Source organism: Novosphingobium profundi, assembly GCF_020524485.1.
GTDB lineage: Bacteria > Pseudomonadota > Alphaproteobacteria > Sphingomonadales > Sphingomonadaceae > Novosphingobium > Novosphingobium profundi_A.
Genome location: NZ_JAIVLF010000005.1, coordinates 318,773 through 340,874, shown reverse-complemented (window position 1 = coordinate 340,874; position 22,102 = coordinate 318,773). Strand labels below are relative to the sequence as shown.

The 22,102-nt window shown below is 67.0% G+C and carries 17 protein-coding genes; 11 read left to right on the top strand and 6 right to left on the bottom strand.

All coding sequences use genetic code 11. The annotated features are described in order from the left end of the window. Positions 1–100: 100 nt before the first annotated feature. Positions 101–1,405 (bottom strand): chloride channel protein, encoded by a 1,305-nt coding sequence (locus LC060_RS15450; RefSeq protein ID WP_226637071.1) that lies wholly within the window; start codon positions 1,403–1,405, stop codon positions 101–103. A gap of 283 nt (positions 1,406–1,688) precedes the next feature. Continuing rightward, positions 1,689–2,267: a hypothetical protein gene (locus tag LC060_RS15445; RefSeq protein ID WP_226637070.1), complete on the bottom strand. Its 579-nt coding sequence runs from the start codon at positions 2,265–2,267 to the stop codon at positions 1,689–1,691. A 451-nt stretch (positions 2,268–2,718) separates the two neighbouring features. Here LC060_RS15445 and LC060_RS15440 point away from each other — a divergent pair, with 451 nt between their 5' ends. Both LC060_RS15440 and folE read left to right on the top strand, forming a co-directional pair. Further along, a complete protein-coding gene (locus tag LC060_RS15440; RefSeq protein ID WP_319005436.1) occupies positions 2,719–4,317 on the top strand; it encodes a phospholipase D-like domain-containing protein in 1,599 nt (532 codons plus the stop codon). Next, positions 4,314–4,922 carry a GTP cyclohydrolase I FolE gene (gene folE / locus LC060_RS15435; protein ID WP_226637068.1) on the top strand — a complete coding sequence of 203 codons (609 nt, stop codon included), beginning with the start codon at positions 4,314–4,316 and terminating at the stop codon, positions 4,920–4,922. The genes LC060_RS15440 and folE overlap by 4 nt, the downstream gene beginning before the upstream one ends. A gap of 86 nt (positions 4,923–5,008) precedes the next feature. Here the strand turns inward: folE and LC060_RS15430 are convergent, their stop codons facing one another. Continuing rightward, complete coding sequence (locus tag LC060_RS15430) at positions 5,009–5,488, bottom strand: peroxiredoxin (protein WP_226637066.1); 480 nt, start codon at positions 5,486–5,488, stop codon at positions 5,009–5,011. 399 nt (positions 5,489–5,887) lie between these two features. On the opposite strand from LC060_RS15430, the gene ahcY reads away from it, so the two are divergent. From ahcY to trxA, 8 genes are all read left to right on the top strand, one after another. Next, a complete protein-coding gene (gene ahcY, locus LC060_RS15425) occupies positions 5,888–7,309 on the top strand; it encodes an adenosylhomocysteinase (protein ID WP_148627998.1) in 1,422 nt (473 codons plus the stop codon). A 152-nt stretch (positions 7,310–7,461) separates the two neighbouring features. Next, the gene (locus tag LC060_RS15420) at positions 7,462–9,819 is read left to right on the top strand and encodes a PAS domain-containing sensor histidine kinase (protein ID WP_226637064.1); all 2,358 of its coding nucleotides are present in this window, start codon (positions 7,462–7,464) and stop codon (positions 9,817–9,819) included. Then, positions 9,816–10,280: a tRNA (adenosine(37)-N6)-threonylcarbamoyltransferase complex ATPase subunit type 1 TsaE gene (gene tsaE, locus LC060_RS15415; protein ID WP_039392791.1), complete on the top strand. Its 465-nt coding sequence runs from the start codon at positions 9,816–9,818 to the stop codon at positions 10,278–10,280. Before LC060_RS15420 ends, tsaE begins: the two co-directional genes overlap by 4 nt. Continuing rightward, the gene (locus LC060_RS15410; RefSeq protein ID WP_226637063.1) at positions 10,277–11,275 is read left to right on the top strand and encodes an aminoglycoside phosphotransferase family protein; all 999 of its coding nucleotides are present in this window, start codon (positions 10,277–10,279) and stop codon (positions 11,273–11,275) included. The genes tsaE and LC060_RS15410 overlap by 4 nt, the downstream gene beginning before the upstream one ends. Further along, entirely contained in the window at positions 11,272–11,997 is a 726-nt protein-coding gene (locus tag LC060_RS15405) for a nucleotidyltransferase family protein (protein WP_226637061.1), read from the top strand. The genes LC060_RS15410 and LC060_RS15405 overlap by 4 nt, the downstream gene beginning before the upstream one ends. Further along, entirely contained in the window at positions 11,990–15,034 is a 3,045-nt protein-coding gene (addB, locus tag LC060_RS15400) for a double-strand break repair protein AddB (protein WP_226637059.1), read from the top strand. The genes LC060_RS15405 and addB overlap by 8 nt, the downstream gene beginning before the upstream one ends. Then, complete coding sequence (gene addA, locus LC060_RS15395; RefSeq protein WP_226637057.1) at positions 15,031–18,531, top strand: double-strand break repair helicase AddA; 3,501 nt, start codon at positions 15,031–15,033, stop codon at positions 18,529–18,531. Before addB ends, addA begins: the two co-directional genes overlap by 4 nt. Positions 18,532–18,610: 79 nt before the next feature. Beyond that, the gene (gene trxA / locus LC060_RS15390) at positions 18,611–18,931 is read left to right on the top strand and encodes a thioredoxin (RefSeq protein ID WP_039392795.1); all 321 of its coding nucleotides are present in this window, start codon (positions 18,611–18,613) and stop codon (positions 18,929–18,931) included. Between the two features lie 67 nt (positions 18,932–18,998). Here the strand turns inward: trxA and LC060_RS15385 are convergent, their stop codons facing one another. Genes LC060_RS15385 through argJ form a run of 3 tightly spaced genes read right to left on the bottom strand, consistent with a single transcriptional unit; the run spans position 18,999 to position 21,695 of the window. Continuing rightward, positions 18,999–19,808 carry an inositol monophosphatase family protein gene (locus tag LC060_RS15385; RefSeq protein WP_226637055.1) on the bottom strand — a complete coding sequence of 270 codons (810 nt, stop codon included), beginning with the start codon at positions 19,806–19,808 and terminating at the stop codon, positions 18,999–19,001. A 23-nt stretch (positions 19,809–19,831) separates the two neighbouring features. Further along, positions 19,832–20,455 (bottom strand): glutathione S-transferase family protein, encoded by a 624-nt coding sequence (locus tag LC060_RS15380; RefSeq protein WP_226637054.1) that lies wholly within the window; start codon positions 20,453–20,455, stop codon positions 19,832–19,834. 13 nt (positions 20,456–20,468) lie between these two features. Then, positions 20,469–21,695, bottom strand: a complete 1,227-nt coding sequence (argJ, locus tag LC060_RS15375) for a bifunctional glutamate N-acetyltransferase/amino-acid acetyltransferase ArgJ (protein WP_226637052.1) — start codon at positions 21,693–21,695, stop codon at positions 20,469–20,471. 83 nt (positions 21,696–21,778) lie between these two features. On the opposite strand from argJ, the gene LC060_RS15370 reads away from it, so the two are divergent. After that, positions 21,779–22,099 (top strand): hypothetical protein, encoded by a 321-nt coding sequence (locus LC060_RS15370; RefSeq protein WP_226637486.1) that lies wholly within the window; start codon positions 21,779–21,781, stop codon positions 22,097–22,099. The last annotated feature ends 3 nt before the right edge of the window (positions 22,100–22,102 follow it).

Here is a 22,102-nt window from a genome sequence, read left to right as displayed (position 1 = left end):
CTTCCAAGCGTTGATCGCATCAAAAAGCCGCATCCCACGGGAGTGCGGCTTTTTTGTTGTCTATGCTCCGGAGAGCCTGAGGAGGGGCGAGGGCGGGCGCTCAGGCCTGCCGCTCGCGGTTGTCCTCTCCCTGGCGCAGGAAGCCCTGCGAGAGCCCGTGGTAGAGCTTGGTCTGGCACACCAGCTTGCTGGCCGCGTCGGCGATGATGGCGGTCAGGAAGAGCGGCAGGATCATGCCCCGGTTCGCGGTGGTCTCCATGAGGATGATGACGGCCGTAAGCGGCGCGCGCACGACGCCCACGAAGTAGCCGGTCATGCCCAGGAGGACGACCGCAGGCATGGCGTCGTCGGGGAACGCGAACGTGAGAAGTTCACCGAAGCCCGCGCCCACGGAGAGAGACGGGGCGAAGATACCGCCCGGGGCTCCCGAGACCGCCGTTGCGGCCGTCGCCAGGAACTTGGCGGGGCCAAACCAGCCCGAGGGGGTGGATTCGCCCTCGATCATCAGCTTGGTCGTTTCGTAGCCGGTGCCCCAGGTCGCACCGCCTGTGGCCACGCCCACGATGGCGACAACAAGGCCGCAGGCAAAGGCCGAGAGCACCGGGCGCCTGCGGATGGCCTGGAAGACCGGGTGCCCGCTGCGCGCGAAGGAGAGCATGATGCGGGCAAAGAGGCCGCCTGCAATACCGCCCAGGATCCCGGCGACGGGCGTGATGAGGAGCACCGAGGTCAGTTCCAGCGTCTCATGCATGACGCCGAAGTAGACATAGTCGCCCGCGATGCCGAGCGATACGAGGCCGGCGATGACGACCGCGCCCATAACGAGGACGGCAACGCGTTGCTCGAAGGCGGAGGCGAGCTCTTCGATGGCGAAGGCGACACCGGCGAGCGGGGTGTTGAAGGCCGCCGCGACACCGGCGGCGCCGCCTGCGATGAGCACGCCCGCCGTCATCGGCACGCGCATGACCTTGTGGCAGGCGACCATGATGGCCGCCGCGATCTGGACGGTGGGGCCTTCACGGCCGACCGAGCCGCCCACCAGCAGCACGCCAACGGTCAGCAGCAGCTTCACGACCGCGGTGGGGATCGTGAGCAGCCGGGTGTAGGCGAGGTCGAGGTTCTTGGTCGCGGCCATGACCTGCGGGATGCCCGAGCCGCGCGCCGCCGGGCTGACCCGGTTGGTGAACCACACGATCGCGGCAAAGCCGCAAGGCGTGAGCGCAAGGGTCAGGTAGATATTGTCGGATTGGAAGCGGGTGAACAATTCCTGCGCCTTGTCACCCATCCAGGCAAAGGCGATGGCGATGAGCCCCAGGATGATCGCGCCGATGGCAGTGGCAATGCGGCGGCGGGCAAGGTCGAGCGATGAGTCGAAGCTGTGAAGAGCCTGTAGAATGCGTCTCATGCGCGCAGGGAAGGTCAACGCGGGTCCAATCGTGGTTATAAGGGGCTTGCAGGTCTCGTGCAGGTTGTTGCCGGGACAATTTCTGCGCCCTCTTGCTCCAAACCTGCGATGAATCGCAAGGTATTTCCCCGGATTTCCGCGCGCAGGGGCTGAAGTTGCAATCTATGCAATGCGATGGCGGGGCCCTTTACGCAACGCGCCCATGAAAAAGGGCCGGGATGGTATGTCCATCCCGGCCCCGTTTCGTCTGAGGCTCTCCAGCCGGGGCTGGAGCCGCACATCATTATTCGGCTGCGGGGCTTTCCTCGGCAGGCGCGGCCGGAGCCGAGCCGCCGATGGCCTGCGCGAAGGCGGCCGCGGTCATGCCGATGGCGAGCGAGCCGTCGGGCATGAGGCCGATGTTGGCCTTCTTGAACAGGGCGGTCGCGCCGTCGCCGTTGGCGAGTTCCATGGTTACGTCCTCACCCTCGAGCTTGGCAATGGTGCCGAGCACCTGGCCGTCGCTGCTCTTGATCGGGGCGTCGACGACCATGGCCGCTTCCTTGGCCTGGCCGGTTTCGGCCTTGGCGCCCATGACGGCGGATTCGAGCTGCGCCTTGGTCATGCCGATGGTCAGACCCTTTTCGCGCATGGCGAAGGCCTTGGTGGGAAGACCGGCACGGGCCACGCCCGTGTTCACGGTGACCACCTCACCCGCAACGGCTTCAACGGCGCCGACTTCGTTCCCCTCGGGATCGAAGACCTTGGCGCCCACCGTCGGGGCGACCGTCTCGGCTGCGGGAGCCGCAGCATCCTGCGCCACGGCGGCGGCGGGAGCCAGGCCCGCAGCGAGGATCGCGGCGGCGATGAGCGAATTCTTCATGGTGTACTCCTTGTTTGCTCCACGAGGCCGGTTGGGCTCGACTTCACGGAGAGTTGCCCCGGGATAACGCAGGGCCGTGAATTTGGGTCCGGCTCAAGTTGTCCGGACAACGAACGCCGTCCGAAAACGAACCGCGCGAGGCCGCGCCGGGCAACAGCGTGCTGCACTGCAAATGGGCGACCAGAGGTGGTGCATATGTTGCACACGCCTAATGGATGACCGCTGAACGGCTCCAGATCAACCGCTAAAATGACACTTTTTCACGGCTCGCTGCTCCAGGTCCTTGCTATCCGTTCGCCATCTCTCTGAAACCGAGCGTGGGCAGGGGGCGTCTCTATAATGTGCGCAGGTGGTACCAGTAATGCCTATGCTGCAGTGCACAATCGCAGCCAGCGCAGAGCCCTGATCTCCTTTTCAGAGGGGAACATTCCGGTATGTCGGCACTTTAGGGATGAGCAATCGGGCGCAGCAGGACATGGACATCGCAATGGACGAGGAGGATCACACGGGCCTTGGAACGGACCTGGAGGAGGTCTCCGGCCCCTCGGTGTGGCGCTATGCGATGGCGCGCAAGGCCCATGTCGTCATCGATGCGGACGACTATTTCAAGCTCGTGCGTGAGGCGATGGAGGCGGCGCGCCAGCGAGTCTTCCTGATCGGCTGGGACTTCGATTCGCGGATCCTGCTCTCCGATGGGCGCCGGTGGTGGCAGAAGGGACGCAAGCACCGTTTTCCGGCGCGCCTGGGCTCTTTCATCCTATGGCTGGTGGACCATAACCCGGACCTCGAAGTGCGCATCCTCAAGTGGAATTTCGCGCTCTTCAAGTCGCTGTTTCGGGGCACCATGCTGGTCGACCTGCTGCGCTGGGCGCGGCGCGAGCAGATCGATTTCAAGTTCGACGCGGCGCATCCGCTGGGCTGCAGCCACCATCAGAAGATCGTCGTCCTCGACGATGTCTTTGCGGTGTGCGGTGGGATCGACATGACGACGGACCGCTGGGACACCAGCGAGCACTTGCCGCGCGACACCCGCCGTCGCCGTCCGACCGGGCGCCTCTACGCGCCCTGGCACGACATCACGATGATGATGGAAGGCGAGGTGGCCGGCGCGCTCGGAGAGCTGGGGCGCGACCGCTGGGACGTGGCGGGCGGCAAGCCGCTCGAGCCCTGCAAGGCGCAGGAGGAAAGTCCCTGGCCGGATAGCCTGCACGGCGAATTTCGCGACGTGGAGCTGGGCATCGCGCGTACGCGCGCAAAATATGGCGACTGCCCGCAGGTGAGCGAGATCGAGGCGCTCTTCGTGGAGCAGATCCGCTCGGCCCGGCACTTCATCTATGCCGAAACGCAGTACTTCGCCTCGCGCGTTATCGCCGAGGCCATCTGCGAGCGTCTCATGGAAGAGGATCCGCCCGAGATCATCATCGTCAATCCCTTTACCGCCGATGGCTGGCTGGAACAGGTGGCGATGGATACGGCACGAACGCGGCTTCTTGAGATCGTGCGCGAGGCTGATCACGCCGGGCGCTTTCAGCTCTACTATCCGGTTGCGAGTGACGGGACCCCGATCTACGTCCATGCCAAGCTCACGATCATCGATGACCGTATCCTGCGCATCGGTTCGGCCAACATGAACAACCGTTCGATGGGGCTCGACAGCGAGTGTGATGTCTTCCTCGACCTGGACCGGCCCGCCAACGCCGGGAGGCCCGAGCTGGCGCAAACCATCCGCAAGGTGCGTCATCGCCTGATTGCCGAGCACTGCGCGCTCGACATGGACGAGGCGGCGCGCCGTCTGAAGGAAACCGGCTCGATGCGCACGATGATCGATGGCCTGAATGAGGCGCGCGGAAATCAGGGGCGCCGACTGGTTCCTCTGCCCTTGAAAGAGCTCTCCGACACCGAAAAGAAGCTGGGCGACAGCGCGCTGCTCGACCCGGAACGTCCTGACGAAATGTTCGAGCCGATCGAACGTCGCGGGTTGTTTCGCCGGAAAGGGGCTCTAATGCGGGTGCGCCTGAAAGAAAGATGGAAAAGGAGAAGGCGCAGATGAGCTGTCTGGACGAGCCGGACATGGACAATCCGCTCGGCAAGCCCGATGTGCCGGAGAACGTCCAGGAGGCCATTCGCACCCTGATCGGCTGGGCGGGCGATGATCCGACCCGTGAGGGGCTGCTCGATACGCCCAAGCGCGTGGCGCGCGCCTGGCTGGAATATTGCCAGGGCTACCAGGAAGATCCCTCGATTCACCTGTCCCGCGTCTTCGAGGAAGTGGGCGGCTACGACGAGGTCGTGTTGCTCAAGGACATTCCGTTCCAGTCGCACTGCGAACACCACATGGCGCCGATCCAGGGTAAGGCGGCAATCGCCTACCTGCCGCGCGATCATGTCGTGGGCATTTCCAAGCTCGCGCGCGTTCTGCACGGCTATGCGCGCCGCCTGCAGATCCAGGAGCGCCTGACCGCCGAGGTTGCCCAGTGCATCTGGGATCACCTCAAGCCCCACGGCGTAGCCGTGGTGATCGAGGCCCAGCACGGCTGCATGACCGGGCGCGGTGTGCGCACGCCGGGCGTGGGTATGATCACCAGCCGCATGATGGGCACGTTCCTGGAAGACGAGCGCAGCCGCAAGGAAGTGCTGAGCCTGATGGGCTACTGATCCTTCACCGCAGGTCCTGAACGAATGAAAAAAGGGCGGCGCACCATAGGTACGCCGCCCCTTTTCGTTTCGGATGGTGTCCGGGCTCAGAGCTTGCCGAGCATGTATTCCGCCGCGCTCACCTCGAAGGTACCCGGAGCCTCGACGTTGAGCTGCTCGACCACGCCGTCGTTCACGACCATCGAGAAGCGCTGGCCGCGCGTGCCCATGCCGAAGCCCGAGCCGTCCATGGTAAGGTCCATCGCCTTGACCAGGTCGCCGTTGCCGTCCGCCAGCATCGTGACATCGGACGAGCCGGCGGCCTTGCCCCAAGCGCCCATCACGAACGCGTCGTTGACGGCGGTGCAGGCGATCTCGTCGATGCCCTTGGCCTTGAGTTCGGCCGCCTTGTCGACGAAGCCGGGAAGGTGCTTGGCCGAACAGGTTGGGGTGAAGGCGCCCGGAACCGAGAACAGCGCGACCTTCTTGCCCGCGAAGTATTCGGCGCTCTGGACCGGCTCGGGGCCGCTCTCGCCCGCCTTCATCAGCTTCACGTCGGGAAGTTTGTCACCTACGGCGATGGTCATGCGTTCATCCTTCTTGGCATGGGTGTGCGGTTTCGCGTCCCCGATATAGGCCGGGCAGGGCGCCCTGCAATGCCCTTGCACGCAATACCGAGGGGGCGGGCGGTGCTGCCGTACATTCCTGAAATCGGGAAACTCCGGACCCGTGCGGATGGCGCGAGAAAGCAGGCGTGCATGTTTGCGGGATAGCCCTGAGCCGCTCGCGAGGTCCGGAATGATGCGTCTTTGTGCGCTCGCCCGGCGCGGTCAGGGCGGCGCTTAGTGGTGGTGCGTTCAGGGTGGATATAAAGATGTCTTTATATTCGGTTTGCGTTTTGGCCGGGGGTCCTTTAATCCCTCACCAACCGCCGGCGCTTTCGGGCGTCGACATCATTCACACGATCATTCCCCAGGAGTTCCCTCGTGGCCACAGCTGATACCGCCGTTCACGACTACGCCATCGCCGACATGTCGCTCGCCGATTACGGCCGCGCCGAAATCGCGATCGCCGAGACCGAAATGCCGGGCCTGATGGCCCTGCGCGAGGAATATGGCGCACAGCAGCCGCTCAAGGGCGCGCGCATCACCGGCTCGCTCCACATGACGATCCAGACCGCCGTGCTCATCGAGACGCTGGTCGCGCTGGGTGCTGAAGTGCGCTGGGCGACCTGCAACATCTTCTCGACCCAGGACCACGCCGCCGCCGCGATCGCCGCGCAGGGCATCCCGGTCTACGCCATCAAGGGTGAGAGCCTGGCCGATTACTGGGATTACGTCGGCAAGATCTTCGAATGGGGCACCGAGGCCGACGGCGAGCAGACCGCCAACATGATCCTCGACGATGGCGGCGATGCCACCATGTTCGCGCTGTGGGGCGCGCGCGTGGAAGCGGGTGAAGACCTGTTCGAGCCGAGCAACGCCGAGGAAATCGAATTCGTCCGCTCGCTCAAGAAGTTCCTCAAGGAAAAGCCGGGATACCTGACCAAGTCGGTCCAGGCCATCAAGGGCGTTTCGGAAGAGACCACCACCGGCGTGCACCGCCTCTACCACATCGCCAAGCAGGGCAAGCTCCCGTTCCCGGCGATCAACGTGAACGACTCGGTCACCAAGTCGAAGTTCGACAACCTTTACGGCTGCCGTGAATCGCTGGTCGACGCGATCCGTCGCGCCACCGACGTCATGCTCTCGGGCAAGGTTGCCTGCGTCGCCGGCTTCGGCGACGTCGGCAAGGGCTCGGCCCAGTCGCTGCGCAACGGCGGCGCCCGCGTTCTCGTCACCGAAGTCGACCCCATCTGCGCGCTCCAGGCCGCTATGGAAGGCTTCGAGGTCGTCACCATGGAAGAGGCTGTCACCCGCGCCGACATCTTCGTGACCGCGACCGGCAACGAAGGCGTCATCACCGGCGAGCACATGAAGGGCATGAAGGACAAGGCCATTGTCTGCAACATCGGCCACTTCGACAGCGAGATCCAGATTTCCGCGCTCGACAATTACGAGTGGCAGGAAATCAAGCCGGGTACCGACCTCGTCACGCTGCCCGACGGCAAGCAGCTGCTGATCCTCGCGCAGGGGCGCCTGGTGAACCTGGGCTGCGCCACCGGCCACCCCAGCTTCGTGATGTCGGCCAGCTTCACCAACCAGACGCTGGCGCAGATCGAGCTTTTCACCAAGTCGGAGAACTACAAGAACGACGTCTACGTCCTTCCCAAGTTCCTCGACGAGAAGGTCGCCGCGCTTCACCTCAAGAAACTGGGCGTCAAGCTGACCGAGCTTTCGCAGCGCCAGGCCGACTACATCGGCGTGCCGGTGGAAGGCCCGTTCAAGCCGGACCACTACCGCTACTGATTTCGGGCGGGCAGCCGGTCTGCCCATCCGTTTCGCATGAGGAAGGGGCTGCGCGAAGGCGCGGCCCCTTTTTCGTTATCCGGCACAGTTTTGGGGTGGCCTTGCGGAGAGGGCATTGTCTTTGTGCGCCGTGCGCACCATAGCCAAAGGTGATGGAGACTGATCGTTTTCTGCCCCTCGTGATCGGCATTCTGCTTGCGGCCTGGACGCTGACAGCCGCTTGGGCGATCCTCGTTGCGCGCCGTCGCCAGAAGCGTGCGGAAATGCAGCTTCGCTCGGCCCGGCGGCTTGCCCGCATGATCGAGGAAAGCCCCGCGCTGCCCTTGCTGGTCCGCTCGGACGGCCGGATCGAAGCCTCGCCCCGGCTGGCGCAGTGGCTGGGGCTCGATTCCGTGCCGCAGTACCTGACCGAACTCGACAGCGGCGAGCGGGGCCTGCCCGCCGACAAGCTGACCGAACTGGCCGAAGCGGTGCGCCGCACGCAGAAGACGGCTTCGCCCTTTCGTCTGGCCGCGACGCCGCGCAATTCCTCGCGCAGCCTGGCCTTGCGCGGGCACCTGGCCGATCCGCAAGTGTCGCCCGGCGGCGCGGCGCTGGTCTGGGTTTTCGACTTTTCCGAAAGCGAGAGTGAACTCAGCCGTCTGCGCGAAGAGGCCGCGCGCGCGCGCGGCGATTTCAGCGCGCTCGTTTCGCTGATCGAGGCCGCGCCGATGCCGATGTGGTTCCGCCGCCCCGATGGCGCGCTGCAACTGGTGAACCGCGCTTATGTCGACGCCGTGGGCGGGCAGAGCGCGGAACAGGTCGTCAACGCAGGGATCGAGCTGATCGAGACGGTGGAAGGCTTCACGCCAGGCGATGTCGCGCTGCAGGCGGCAGAGCGCAACGTGCCGGTCGAGCGCGTGGTCTCGACCACCATCGATGGCGAACGCCGGGCGCTGCGCGTCTCCGACCTCCCGCTCGGCGGCGAGGGTGTGGCCGGGTACGCGGTCGATATCGAAGACATGGAAGAGCTCTCGCGCTCGTTCCGGGCCTTCCGTGATGCACAGCGCGCGCTGCTTGACCAGCTTTCGGCCGGTGTCGCCCAGTTCGACCGCCAGCGCCGCCTGTCCTTTGCCAACCAGCCTTTTCAGCGCGTCTTCAACCTGCCCGCGAGTGCCGAGCACGACCCGCCCGCCTTTGAGCGTCTGCTCGATGCCGCGCGCGATGCCGGGCGTGTGCCCGAAGTGCGCGACTTCCCGGCCTGGCGCCGCGAGAAGACGGCCTGGTTCCTTTCGGATGTCACTCGGGAAGAAGCCTGGACCCTGCCTGATGGCACCTACATGCGCATTGTCGCGCAGCCGCTCCCCGATGGCGGGCTGCTCCTCATTGCCGAGGATCGTACCGAGCAGCTGCGCCTCTCGGCGATGCGCGACACGCTGCTGCGCACGCGCACGGCCATCGTCGATAGCCTGTTCGAATCCATTGCCGTTTTCGCGCCCGATGGTCGCATGCAGATCTGGAACCGGCGCTTTGCCAACGACTGGGGGTTGGAGAGCGATTTCCTCGACACCCACCCGCACGTCGAGACCCTGCTCAAGAAGATCGCGCCGCGCCTTCGCCGCGGTGCCGAGGCGGAGAAGGTGGGCAACGTGGTGCGCGCCTCCACACTCGACCGTACGCAGAAGGGCGGGCGCATCGCGCTTTCCGATGGCCGTATCCTGGAGTTTGCAGGCGTTCCGTTGCCGGACGGGAACGGGCTTCTGGCCGTCCTCGATATCACCGATTCGCAGAAGGCCGAGGACGCCCTGCGTGAAAGCAACGCCGCGCTGGTCGAGGCCGACGCGATCAAGACGCGCTTCCTGGCGAGCATGAGCTACGAACTGCGCACCCCGCTCACCACCATCGGTGGCTTTGCTGAGATGCTGGACGCAGGCATCGGCGGAGACTTGAACGACAGCGGTAAGGAATACCTCGCGGCAATCCTCGCCTCGGTCGCGCAGTTGGGTGAGCATATCGAGAGCCTGCTCGATCTGTCGCAGAGCGAGGCGGGCATGCTGCCGCTGCGCAAGGAACCGCTCGAGCTCATGCCGTTCCTGCGCCAGGTGGCCGAGGAAAGGGCGGCCCGGCTCGACGCCATGGAACTCACGCTCGACCTGCGCGCAGACGGCCTGCTGCGCCCGATCGAGGCGGACCGCAAGCGCCTCGCCCGGGCCGTTGGCGCGCTGCTCGACAACGCCATCGGCGCCTCGCCCAAGGGTGGACGCATCCTCTTGCAGGCCACGCGCAAGAGAAACGCGGCAGGTGCCGACGTCGTGCGTATCCAGGTCGAGGACAAGGGCGCAGGCATGGACGGCCGCACGCTTGCCCGCGCGCTCGACGGGATGAAGGTGAGCGCGGACGGCAAGAGCGTCGAGCGCCGTCAGGGCCTCGGCCTGCCGCTCGCCCGCCAGCTGATCGAGGCGCACGGCGGTACGCTCACCCTGCAATCCGAGCCCGGCCAGGGCACCCAGGCCCTCGTGGAGCTGCCATGACGACAACACTCGAACTTCCCGACCTTGCCGCCATGGAACGGCTGGGCAGGACGATTGCCGAGGCGCTGCGCCCCGGCGACGTGGTCGCGCTCGAGGGCGGACTTGGCGCGGGCAAGACCACCCTTGCGCGCGCCATTGTCGCAGGCCTCGGGCACGAAGGCGAGGTTCCCTCGCCCAGCTTCGCGATCATCGAGGTTTACGAGCCGGGCCCGGACGGCACGGGGGTACGCCTGCCGCTGGTCCACGCCGACTTTTACCGGCTCGAACATCCCGACGAAGCCTACGAGATCGGTCTTGACGAATACCGCGAGGGCGCGGCGCTCATCGCCGAGTGGCCCGATCACGCCGGAGGCTTTGAACATGAGCCCGCCTGCCTCACGCTTGCGCTCGAAGTTGCGGATGCCGGGCGCATCGCCATTGCCCGGGGCGGGGCGGATTGGCTAGGGCGGATGCCGAAATGACAGACGCTGGTGTGACAGGCCCTGAAGGGCTCGATTCGTTTGTGGCCAAGGCTGGCTGGGGGGGCGCGCGCGTGGAGCCGCTGCCCGGCGATGCCTCGTTCCGCCGCTATTTCCGCCTGCGCCGGGGTGAGGACGCCTCGGCCATGCTGATGCACGCGCCCCCGCCGAATGAGGACCCGGTGCCGTTCCTGCGTGCCGCGCGCTGGCTCGATGACAATGGCCTGCGTCCCCCGCGCATTCTGGCCGAGGACGCCGCTCAGGGTTTCGTGCTCCTCGAAGACTTCGGCGATGCGCGTGTGCGCGATTACCTTGATGAATGGCCGGGCGATGAAATGGCGATCTACACTGGCGCGGTCGATGCACTGGTCCAGCTTCATGACCTTCCGGGCGGACCGTTCAACGACTACACGCTGAGCGAGTACCTGCGCGAGGCGAGGCTCTTTACCGAGTGGTACGTGCCCGCCCAGAAGCTTTACGTCGATGTCGAGGGCTATGCGAAAGCCTGGGAGACGGTGCTGGCCGACCTGTTGCCGCGTCAGCGCCCGGGCGTCGCGGTCCTGCGCGACTACCACGCCGAGAACATCATGCTCCTGGGCTCGCTGGAAAAGCAGGGCCTGCTGGATTTCCAGGACGCGCTGGTCGGGCACCGCGCTTACGATCTCGTCTCGCTGCTGCAGGACGCGCGCCGCGACGTCTCGCCCGAAGTCGAGCAGGCCATGATCGCGCATTACGTGCGCGCGACCGGTTGCGATCCGGAAGTGCTTCTGGCCGACTACGCGCGTCTTGGCGCGCAGCGGAACGCCAAGATCGTGGGCATCTTCGTGCGCCTGTGGAAGCGCGACGGCAAGCCGCGTTACCTCGACATGATCCCGCGCGTCTGGGCGCATCTCGAACGCGATCTTGCGCACCCCGCGCTCGCCCCAGTCGCGGACTGGTTCGCCGCCAACATCCCGGCCGAATTGCGCCAGGCCAAGGGCGGGAGCTTCGCGCTGTGAGCCGCGCGCCCCTTGCCAGCGACACCGCGATGATCCTGGCCGCTGGTCTGGGCAAGCGGATGCGTCCGCTCACCGCGACCCAGCCCAAGCCGCTCGTGCGCGTGGCGCACAAGGCGCTGATCGACCATGCGCTCGACAAGCTCGAGGCGGCGGGTATCGCGCAGGCCTTGGTCAACGTGCACTATATGGCCGATGCGCTGGAAGGCCATTTGAAGGTGCGCAAGGCAGGCCCGCAGACGGTCATTTCCGACGAACGCGTGCAGCTTCTGGAAACGGGCGGAGGCATGGTCCATGCCGCCGACAAGCTGCCCGATCCCTTCTTCTGCCTCAACAGCGACAACATCTGGCTCGATGGCCCCGAGAACGTCTTTGCCGACCTTTCGAACGGCTGGGACCCGGAGCGCATGGATGCGCTGCTCCTGATGGTGCCGCACGCCCGCGCGCGCAACTACCGGGGCGAGGGGGACTTCCACCTCGACGCCGAGGGTCGCGTTTCGCGCCGCAAGCCGGGCCGTGTCGCGCCCTTCATCTACACCGGCATCCAGATCGTTTCGAAGCGCCTCTTGCGTGAGGCGCCGGAAGGCCCGTTCTCGACCAACCTTCTGTGGAGCCGCGCCATCGAGGAAGGCCGCCTCTTCGGCATCTCGCACCAGGGCGAGTGGTTCGAGGTGGGCGAGCCAGGCGCGATCAAGCCGACCGAAGAGTATCTCCTTGGTGCCTGATCTGTTTGCGGCGGGGGACGAGCCTTCGCCCAGTGTCTATTCGATTGCCGCCCACCGCGGGTTTGCCGATGCGCTCGTGGCAGGTCTCGTGCCGCGCTACGCCGATGCGGATCTGGGCCTTGCGCGGCTGACCTTGCTGCTCCCCAGCCGCCGTACCGTGCGCACGGTGACCGAGGCCTTCGTGCGCTATGCGGGCGAGCAGGGGCTGGGAGCCGAGGCCGCCGACGGGGCGCGCGCGCCCACGGGCATGCTGCTGCCGCGCATGGCGGTGGTGGGCGACCTTGATCTTGACGAGGCACTCGGGCCCTTGCTCGATCCCCTGGGCGCGGCGGACATTCCGCCTGCCTGCGATCCCACGCGCCGCTGGCTGCGTCTGGCCCATTACCTGCGCCATGTCGAAGGCGATGCGGCGGGCAAGGGGCCTGCGCTTCTGCGCCGTGCGTTCGAACTTGGCAGCACCATGGATCGGCTTCTGGTCGAAGGCATTGCGCCGATCGATCTCCTCTCCGACGAGGTCGTCGCTATCGTTGGTGACCTCTCGAAGCACTGGGAGGACAACACCCGCAGCTTCCTCAAGGTCCAGCAGTTCTGGATTGCCGAACTGGCGGGGCGCGGCGAGATCGACGCGCCCGAGCGGCGCAACCGGCTCTTTGCCCACGCCGCCGAGAGCTGGGCGGCGAACCCGCCCGAATTCCCCATCGTCGCGGCCGGTGTGACCAGCGCCTCGCCTGCGCTTGCCCGCCTGCTGCGGGTGGTGAGCGAACTGCGCGATGGCGCGGTGATCCTGCCCGATCTTGACCTTGGCCTCGATCCGGAGGTCTGGGAGGAATTGGGCAGCGCCGGCAAGCCCGCCGAGCCCGAGGACCCGCCCTTCGGGCGCCACGATGCGGTCACGCACCCCCAGTATCACCTGAAGCTCCTGCTCAACCGCATGGGCCTGTCGCGCACGGACGTGCGGCCCTGGCACCGCTCGGGGATGGCGGCGTCACCGCCCGAGCGCAAGGCGGCGATTTCCAACCTCTTCCTGCCGCCGCGTGCCTCGGCAGCCTGGGTGAACCTGCCAGCTGACAAGCGCCGTCTTTCCGACGTGCGGCTGATGGAGAGCGTCCATCCCGGCGAGGAGGCGCAGGCCATTTCGCTGCTCATCCGCGAGGCGCTGGAAACACCCGAACGCCGCGTCGCGCTGGTGACGCCCGACCGCGGCCTTGCCGCACGCGTTGTCTCGCACCTTCAGCGCTGGGGGATCACCGCAGACGATACCGCAGGCCAGCCCCTGCCGCAGACGGCGGCCGGGCGCCTGTTCCTGTTGTTGGCCGAAGTGCTGGCCGAGCAGGGCGCTCCGGTCCCGCTCATCGCACTTCTTACCCATCCGCTGGCGGGGAGCGGCGAGGGGCGTGCGCGCTGGCTCGAATCCGCGCGCCGTCTCGATCTGGCGCTGCGCGGGCCGCGTCCGGCCGCCGGGCTTGCCCCGCTGGCGGCACTCGCCCACGAAAACAGGCTCGGCACATGGTGGCAGAAGGTCGAGGCCTGCCTTGCGCCCCTGTTCGAACTCTACGCCGCCGAGCCGCTCGAAAAGGCGCTGGGGGTCCTCACCGAAGCGGCCGAGGCGCTGTGCGGCGAGAACCTGTGGACCGGCGCGGATGGCCGCGCGCTCAGTGCTTTCATCGAGGAGCTGCGTGCCGGAGCCTCGGCGGCGGGCACACTTGTCGACGCGCGCGATATCCATGCGGTGCTGCGCGATGCGATGGACCGCACTTCGGTACGTCCGCCCTGGGGCGGGCATCCGCGCGTCTCCATCTACGGCCTTCTCGAAGCGCGCATGAGCCGCGCGGATCTCGTTATCTGCGGCGGCCTCACCGAGGGTGTCTGGCCCGCCAGTCCGTCGCAGGATTCGCTCCTGCCACCGGCTGTCCTGCGCGCTCTGGGCGTGCCGGGTGCGGATTTCCGCATCGGCCTTGCCGCACACGACCTTGCTGCCGCGCTGGGCGCGCCCGAGGTGGTGCTGAGCTGGGCGCAGCGCGATGAGGGTGGCCCCGTCATTCCCTCGCGCTTCGTCCTGCGCGTCAAGGCGATGCTGGGCGATCAGGTCGGGCGCCATCTGGAGCGCGAGATCCCGCGCCTCGCCCGTCTCCTCGACGATGCGCCGCGCGGCGCGCCTCACCCGCGCCCGCAGCCGATGCCGAGTGCTGAGCAGCGCCGGGTCGCCGTCTCGGTCACCGGGCTCGACCGCCTGCGCGGCGATCCCTACCAGTTCTACGCCAGTGCGGTTCTCAAGCTGCGCAGCCTCGACAGCCTCGATGCGGAGCCGAGCGCGGCCTGGCGCGGCGAGATCGCGCACCTCATCATGCAGAAGTGGCACGAGGCGGGCGAACCCAGGGAGGGCCTCCACGCTATCGCGCAAAAGGTGCTCGACGATGAGAGCGCCCACCCGCTGATGCGGGCCTTGTGGTGGCCGCGCCTGTCCGCCGCGCTGGAAACCTTCGAGGGCCTCGTCTTGGCTGGCAAGGAGCAGGGCCGCGAGGTGCTGGGCGTCGAGAAGTGGGGCCGCATGGACTACCGCGAGGTCACGATCCTGGGGCGGACCGACCGGCTCGACCGCAAGGCCGACGGCACCATCGCGGTGGTCGACTACAAGACCGGACAGCCACCTTCGGGCACGCGCGTCGAGGAAGGCTTCGCGCTTCAGCTTGGCGTCACCGGCCTCATCGTCGAGGCGGGTGGTTTCGAGGGTGTCGCGGGCGATGTCACGGGCTTTGAATACTGGTCGATGGCCAAGGCCAAGGACGGCTCGATCGGGTATATGAACGAGCCGGTGCGCGAGGGGCGCAAGAAGTCGGGCCTCTTGCGTGAAGAGTTCCTCGACCGCACGCGCGAATATCTGGACGATGCTTTGAACCGCTGGATCCTGGGCAATGAGCCTTTCACCGCGCGGCTCAATCCTGATCTCGATCTCTATTCCGATTACGACCAGCTGATGCGCCTCGACGAATGGATAACCGGGCTGGGTAAGCCCGCCCGCAAGGAGGACACCCCATGAGCGGTCCGGCCAAGGTCTACCCGCTGCACGGCAACCAGATGCCCGCGGTGAACCCTCTGGACACCGTCTGGCTCTCGGCCTCGGCGGGAACGGGCAAGACGCAGGTACTCTCCTCGCGCGTGCTGCGGCTGCTGCTGCAGCCGGGGATCTCGCCTTCGCAGATCCTGTGCCTGACCTTCACCAAGGCGGGCGCAACCGAGATGGCCGCGCGCATCAACGGCACGCTCGCCGAATGGGTGCGCATGGAGGACGTCGAGCTTTTTCCGCGCCTTGAAGCCATCGGCGCGCCGACCGATGCGGCGACGATGGCGCGCGCGCGCACGCTCTTTGCCGCCGTGCTCGATTGCCCGGGCGGCGGGCTTCGTATCGACACCATCCACGCCTTCTCGCAGTGGCTGCTCGCAACCTTCCCTCTGGAAGCCGACCTCATTCCGGGCAGCCGCCCGATGGAGGACCGCGAACGCACGCTGCTCGCCAAACAGGTCCTCGCCGACCTGCTGGTCGAAGCCGAGGAGGACCCGCTCGGCGATCCACAGCTGCTCGATGCCATCTCGGCGCTGTCGCTGCGCCATGGTCCCGATGCCGTGGTCGGCTTCCTGTTGCGTTGTGCGGGCGCGCGCGAGGTCTGGTTTGGTCCCGGAAGCTGGCAGGCAGGCGACATGCGCGCACATGTCCTGCGCCTCCTCGACCTTCCCCCGCAGGCCGACGCCGACATGCTGGCCGAGCTGTGCTCGGACGCGCGTTTCGATGTCGCCTCGCTGCGCCGCTGCATGGAGGTGAACCACGAGTGGGGCACCAAGACTGGCCTCGAAGCGGTCGACCGGATCAGCGAGTGGCTGCTGGGCAACCCGACCCAGCGGGCGGCCTCCATCGACGACATGGCCAAGGCTTTCCTCACCCAGAAGGGCGAGCCCAAGGCCAGCAAGTCGCAGGACAAGATCGAACCCTCCTATCCCGACTACGCCGCGCGCGTGGTGGCGGGGATCGAGGGCGTGCGCACCCTGCGCGCGATGCTCGACCTTGTCGATCATCTGGTCCCTTCGCTGCGTCTGGGCCGGGCCTTTGCGATTGCCTGGGACGAGGCGAAGAGCCGCGAGGGGCTGATCGACTTCGACGACCAGATCCGCCGCGCCGCCTCACTCCTCAAGGACAAGGCCCAAGCCGACTGGATCCGCTACAAGCTCGACCGCCAGTTTGATCACATCCTCGTCGACGAGGCGCAGGACACGAACGAGCAGCAGTGGGACATCATCTTCGCGATGGCCGAGGAGTTCTGGGCGGGCGCGGGCCAGCACGAGGATCGGCTGCGCACGCTTTTTGTCGTGGGTGACTACAAGCAGGCGATCTTCCGCTTCCAGGGCACCAGTCCCGAAAATTTCCGCAAGGCGGCCGGGCGCGTGCGCAGCCTGATGCGCGCCGCCGCGCGCAATGCCGCGCAGCTGCGCGCCGAATACACGCCGCGCGAGATGCAGGAACTGGGCCTCGAACGCAGTTTCCGGACAGCCCAACCCGTGCTCGATTTCGTCGACCAGGCAATTGCCGGGATCGGCCACGAACGCTTCGGCCTCGACCGGGCCGCGCAGCGCCACCAGGGCGAGGAGCGCCCGGGCTACGTCGCGCTGTGGCGTCCGGTCGGCTTCGACACGGGCGAGGACGAGGACGCGCCGGAGGACCCCGGCGAGGGGGACGAAGGCGAGGAGACCTGGCTCTCCGGCCCCAACCGCCAGATGGCCGACCGTATCGCACAGCAGGTGCGCGAGTGGCTCGACCCGCACGGCGATGGCTTCACGCTCTCCAAGGGGAAGGTCCGCCGCGCGACGGCCGGCGACATCATGGTGCTGGTGCGCCAGCGCAAGGAGCTGGCCGGGCTCATCGTTGCGCGGCTCCATGCCGCGGGCGTGGATGTGGCCGGTGTCGACCGCTTGCGCCTCGGCGCGCCGCTCGCGGTCAAGGACCTGGTTGCGGCGCTGCGCTTTGCGGCCCAGCCGCTCGATGACCTGAACCTGGCGAGCCTGCTTGTCTCCCCGCTCGTCGGCTGGAGCCAGGAGCAGCTTCTCGCCCATGGCTACCGCGACAAGCACGTGCGCTTGTGGGATCACTTGCGCGCCTCTTCGGACGCCGAGGTCGGGCGCACGCTGCTCCAACTGGGCGAACTGCTTGCGCTGGCCGATTACGAGCCGCCCCATGCGCTGCTGCAGTGGTTGCTCGTCGGGCCGTGGAATGCGCGGCGCAAGTTGATCGCGCGGCTGGGCAGCGAGGCGGGCGATCCCATTGACGAGCTGGTCAACGCCGCGCGCGCCTATGCCGTCACCGATACGCCGAGCCTGGCCGGGTTCCTCGCCTGGTTCGAGGCGGGCGATGGCGAGCTGAAGCGCGAGGCGGACAACGCGGGCGGGCAGGTACGCGTGATGACCGTGCACGGCTCCAAGGGTCTGCAGGCGCCCATCGTGATCCTCGCCGACGCTACCGGAAATCCTGAAAGCGCGCGTGAAAGCGGGGTTTCGCTGCCCGATCCGCGTGACAAGAACCGGCGCATCCCGTTCCCCCCGCTCTCCAAGGCGGAGAAGGTGGGCCCGGTCGCCGAGGAAATCGCGCAGGCGCGCGAGGCGGACGAGCAGGAGCACTGGCGCCTCCTCTACGTCGCCATGACCCGCGCCGAGGAAGCGCTTTTCGTGGGCGGCGCGCTGGGCCCGCGCGACAAGGGCCAGCCTGCACCCAAGAGCTGGTACGCGCAGCTGCGCACGCTGTTTGAAGGGCAGGAGGAAGAGGCCGACGCGATCTGGGGCGGGGCCTTCACGCAAGGCTCGCTGGGGCCCTTCGTGCCAATGCGCACGGCACCGGCCGAGCTTCCCCTGCGTGCGCCTCTGCCCGAGTGGACCGGACGCGCGCCAGCCGCCGAACCGCGCCCGCCGCGCCCTCTGGCGCCCTCGGCGCTGGGCGAGGAGGATGCGCCCGATCCGCCGTTTCCGCCGGGCGCCGGGCAGCAGGCCGCGCGGCGCGGCACAGTGCTCCACGCGCTTCTGGAGCGGCTTCCCGCACTTGCACCTGAACAGCGCGAGGCCGAGGCCGAACGCTGGCTCAAGCGCAACGCGAAAGACCTGCCGACAGAGATGCGCAGTGCTATCCTGGCGGATGCTCTGGGCGTGGTGGCCAATCCTGCGTGGGCCGAGATCTTCGGGCCGGACAGCCTCGCCGAAGTGCCGGTGGCCGCCATTGTCGGCGGACAGGTGGTGGCGGGCACGATTGACCGGCTCGTGATCGGGCCCGACCGGGTGCGGCTGGTCGACTACAAGACCTCGCGCCGTCCGCCCGCTTCACTAAGCGAGGTTCCGCGCGGGGTTCTGCGCCAGATGGCGGCCTATGCCGCGGCGCTCGAACAGACCTTCCCGGGCCGCGATGTCGAGGTCGGCATCCTCTACACGTCCAGCCCGCAGCTCATCGAGGTGCCCAGCGACGTGCTCGAGGCGCACAAGCCCGTCTTGGCGGCAACGCAGTAAAGCTTTCGGTCCCAGCCGTTGCCAGCGGCGGTTTCATCCCTAGATTGACGATCAAACACCGTTTCGAGGAGTTCTCCCAATGCCCACGATTGCCGTAACCGATTCCAGCTTCGAAGATGACGTCCTCAAGTCCGAGACGCCCGTTCTCGTCGATTTCTGGGCCGACTGGTGCGGTCCGTGCAAGATGATCGGCCCGGCTCTCGAAGAGATCTCGGACGAGCTCGACGGCAAGGTCAAGATCGCCAAGATGGACATCATGGCCAACACCGAAGTGCCCGGCCAGATCGGCGTGAAGTCGATCCCGCTCATGGTGCTGTTCAAGAACGGCGAAGCCGTCGCCCAGAAGCTGGGTGCCGCGCCCAAGAACGCGCTCAAGGGCTGGATCGAAAGCGAGATCTGATCGCGCCGCTCCCAAGCGCCCTTCAGGGCTCTACCGGACCCCTTCCACGCCTCGGCGCGGGAGGGGTTCAGTGCATCTGGAGAGCGAGCTTGGCGAAGTCGGCCCACAGTTCGGGCGAGGCCGCGCCGACGAGATCACGGCGCTCGTATTCGTCAACCCGGTACGGGGAGCCGTCGGGGCGCGCAGCCATGCCGCCCGCTTCGTTGAGGAAGAGGACGCCCGCCGCGTGGTCCCAGGGGAGCGTGCGGTTGAACATCGAGACGTCGTTGGTGCCCAGCACCAGACGCGGGTACTGCTCGGCCGCACAGCGCGGGATGTCGACGAGCGTGTAGTGCGGGGCGGCCAGCGCCATGAATTTCTCGCGCATGCCATCGTTCATGAACAGCGTCGAGATTGCCGCGACGGGCGGGGCCTCGCCGCTGGTGCGTGCCTGGATGCGGTAGTCGCCGATATGTGCGCCCTTGCCGAGCCCTGCGTGGCAGAAGCGTCCGGTCAGCGTGTCGAGGATCCAGCCGCCGATGGTCTCGCCCTTGTCGGCAAGCGCGACGAGCACGCCGAAGGGGGCTTTGCCCTGCGAGAAGTTCATCGTCCCGTCGAGCGGGTCTACGATCCAGCACAGGTTGTCCTTGAGCTTTTCCATCACTGAGGGATCGGTGGCGACGGCCTCTTCGCCCACGACACAGGCTTCGGGCAGGATCTGCGAGAGGCGCGCGGTCAGGATCGCCTCGCTCTCCTGGTCGGCGATGGTGACGACATCGTTCACCCCCTTCTCCATGATCTGGTCGAGCTCGAGCTTGCGGTAGCGCGCCTTGATGGCCCGGTCCGAGGCTTCGCGCATCACCGTCTCGACGGCGCGGGTCAGGGCAGGGGTGATCATGGGAGGGACCTTTCGGGTCTGGCTCAGGAGAGGGGGAGGGCGACGTGCTCTGCGTAGGCCGGGCGTTCGAGCAGGCGCTGGTACCAGGCGTGGACGCGGGGCAGGTCGGCGGTTTCGGGCGCGAGCGTGAACCACGAGTGGATGAACGGGCCCATCGCGATGTCACCGACGCCGATCTGGTGGCCCGAGAGCCACGGCGTTGCCGCAAGCTGGGCTTCCAGCACGGCCAGCAGGCGCTCGCAGGCGGCCTTCGAGGTGGCAATGGCGGTGGCATCGCGCTGATCTTCGGGCGTGCGCACGAGGCCAAGGTACATGTCCTTCTGCGCCGCGCCGTAGCCGGTCTGCCAGTCCATCCAGCGCTCGGCGAGGGCACGGTCGATGGGATCGGCGAGGTACCAGCGCGGGCCGCCGTATTCGGCCGCCATGTAACGCACGATGGTGTTCGATTCCCACAAGGTCAGCTTGCCGTCCGCGATGGTCGGGATCAGCCGGTTGGGGTTCTGCGCGAGGTATTCCTCGGAGAACCCGAAGGACCCGCCCATGTCGATGCGCGTGAAGGCGAGGCCCAGTTCGGCGGCGAACCAGACGACCTTCTTCACGTTGTGCGAATCGGGCCGTCCCCAGATGCGGAAGAAAGGCTCGGTCATGGGGGGCTGTGCCTTAGCTGCGGTAGTCGGCGTTGATCGAGATGTAGCCGTGCGTGAGGTCGCAGGTCCACACCGTCGCCTGGCCTTCGCCAAGCCCCAGGTCCACCTCGATGGTGACGTCCTGGCCCTTGAGGTGGGCAGCGACCGGTGCCTCGTCGTAGTCGGCCAGCGGCAGGCCTTCCTTCGCGGCCCAGGTGCCCCCGAAGCCGATGGAGAGCGTGTCGCGATTGGCCGGCTCGCCCGCCTTGCCCACGGCCATGACGACGCGGCCCCAGTTGGCGTCCTCGCCCGCGATGGCGGTCTTCACCAGCGGTGAGTTGGCAATGGCCATGCCGACCTTGCGCGCGCTCTCGTCCGAAACCGCGCCCGTCACCGAGACGGCGATGAACTTGTTGGCGCCCTCGCCATCACGCACGACGAGGTGGGCGAGCTGGCGGCACACGTCCTGGATGGCGGCGGCAAAGGCATCGGCGCCCGGGCTCTGCGCGGTGACGAGCGGGGCGTTGCCCGCCTTGCCGGTCGCAAAGGCGAGCACGGTGTCGCTGGTCGAGGTGTCGGAATCGACCGTGATGCACGAGAAGCTGCGCAGGTTCGCGGCCGAGAGGCATTCCTGCAGGAAGGCCGGTTCCACCGCGGCATCGGTGAAGATGTAGCCCAGCATCGTGGCCATGTCGGGCGCGATCATGCCCGAACCCTTGATGATGGCACCCAGCGTCACCTTGGTGTCGCCGATCATGGCCGTGGCGCTCGCGCCCTTGGCGAAGGTGTCGGTCGTCGCGATGGTGTTGGCGGCCTCTTCCCAGGTGCAGGGCGCGGCGGAGAAAGCCTTTTCGACACCCTCGCGCGCCTTGTCCTTGGGGAGCGGCACGCCGATCACCCCAGTCGAGGAAACGAACACTTCCTCGCGTGGACAGGCAAGGTTTTCGGCCACCTGGTCCATGATCTGTTCGACCGCCTCGCGCCCGCGATAGCCGGTAAAGGCGTTGGAATTGCCCGCATTCACCACCAGCGCGCGGGCGGTGCCGCGCTTCACATTCTCGCGGCCGATCTCGACCTCCGAGGAGCAGCACAAGTTCTTGGTGAACACCCCCGCGACCGCGGTCCCCTCGGTAAAGGTCACGTAGGTGAGGTCGCAGCGGCCCCAGTCCTTGTACCCCGCGCGCACGACATGCGGGGTCACGCCTGCAATGGCAGGCACTTCGGGGAAGGGCTGGGCGAGCGGGCTGACGGGATGACTCATGGCAAAAGCGCCTAGCGCATGGCCCCGCAAGGTCAAGTATCGGCGAGGAAGCGGCCGAAATTTGGGACCAATTGCGCTTGGTAGTGGACAGTGGTGATGAGGGTTACTATCTCCCCGGCATGGCCAATCGCCTGCTATTGACCCTGCTTGCCCTCCTGACGGGCCTTGCCGCCCATGCCGAGGCGCCGCAGGCGCGCGCCGGTCAGGTGCCTTCCGCGCAGCAGGTGGCGCTTCTGGTCGACACCGGACAGACACGCGCGCCCCGGGCGCCCGTGGCGCTGGCCCGTCTTCCCGAGCCGGGGCTTCGCAATACGCGCCTTGTCGCGCTTTCGGCCCAGCCGGGACAGCCCGCTGCGCCGCGGGTTCGGACCGCGCAGACCGGGATTGACCGCGCACGCGAATAACGC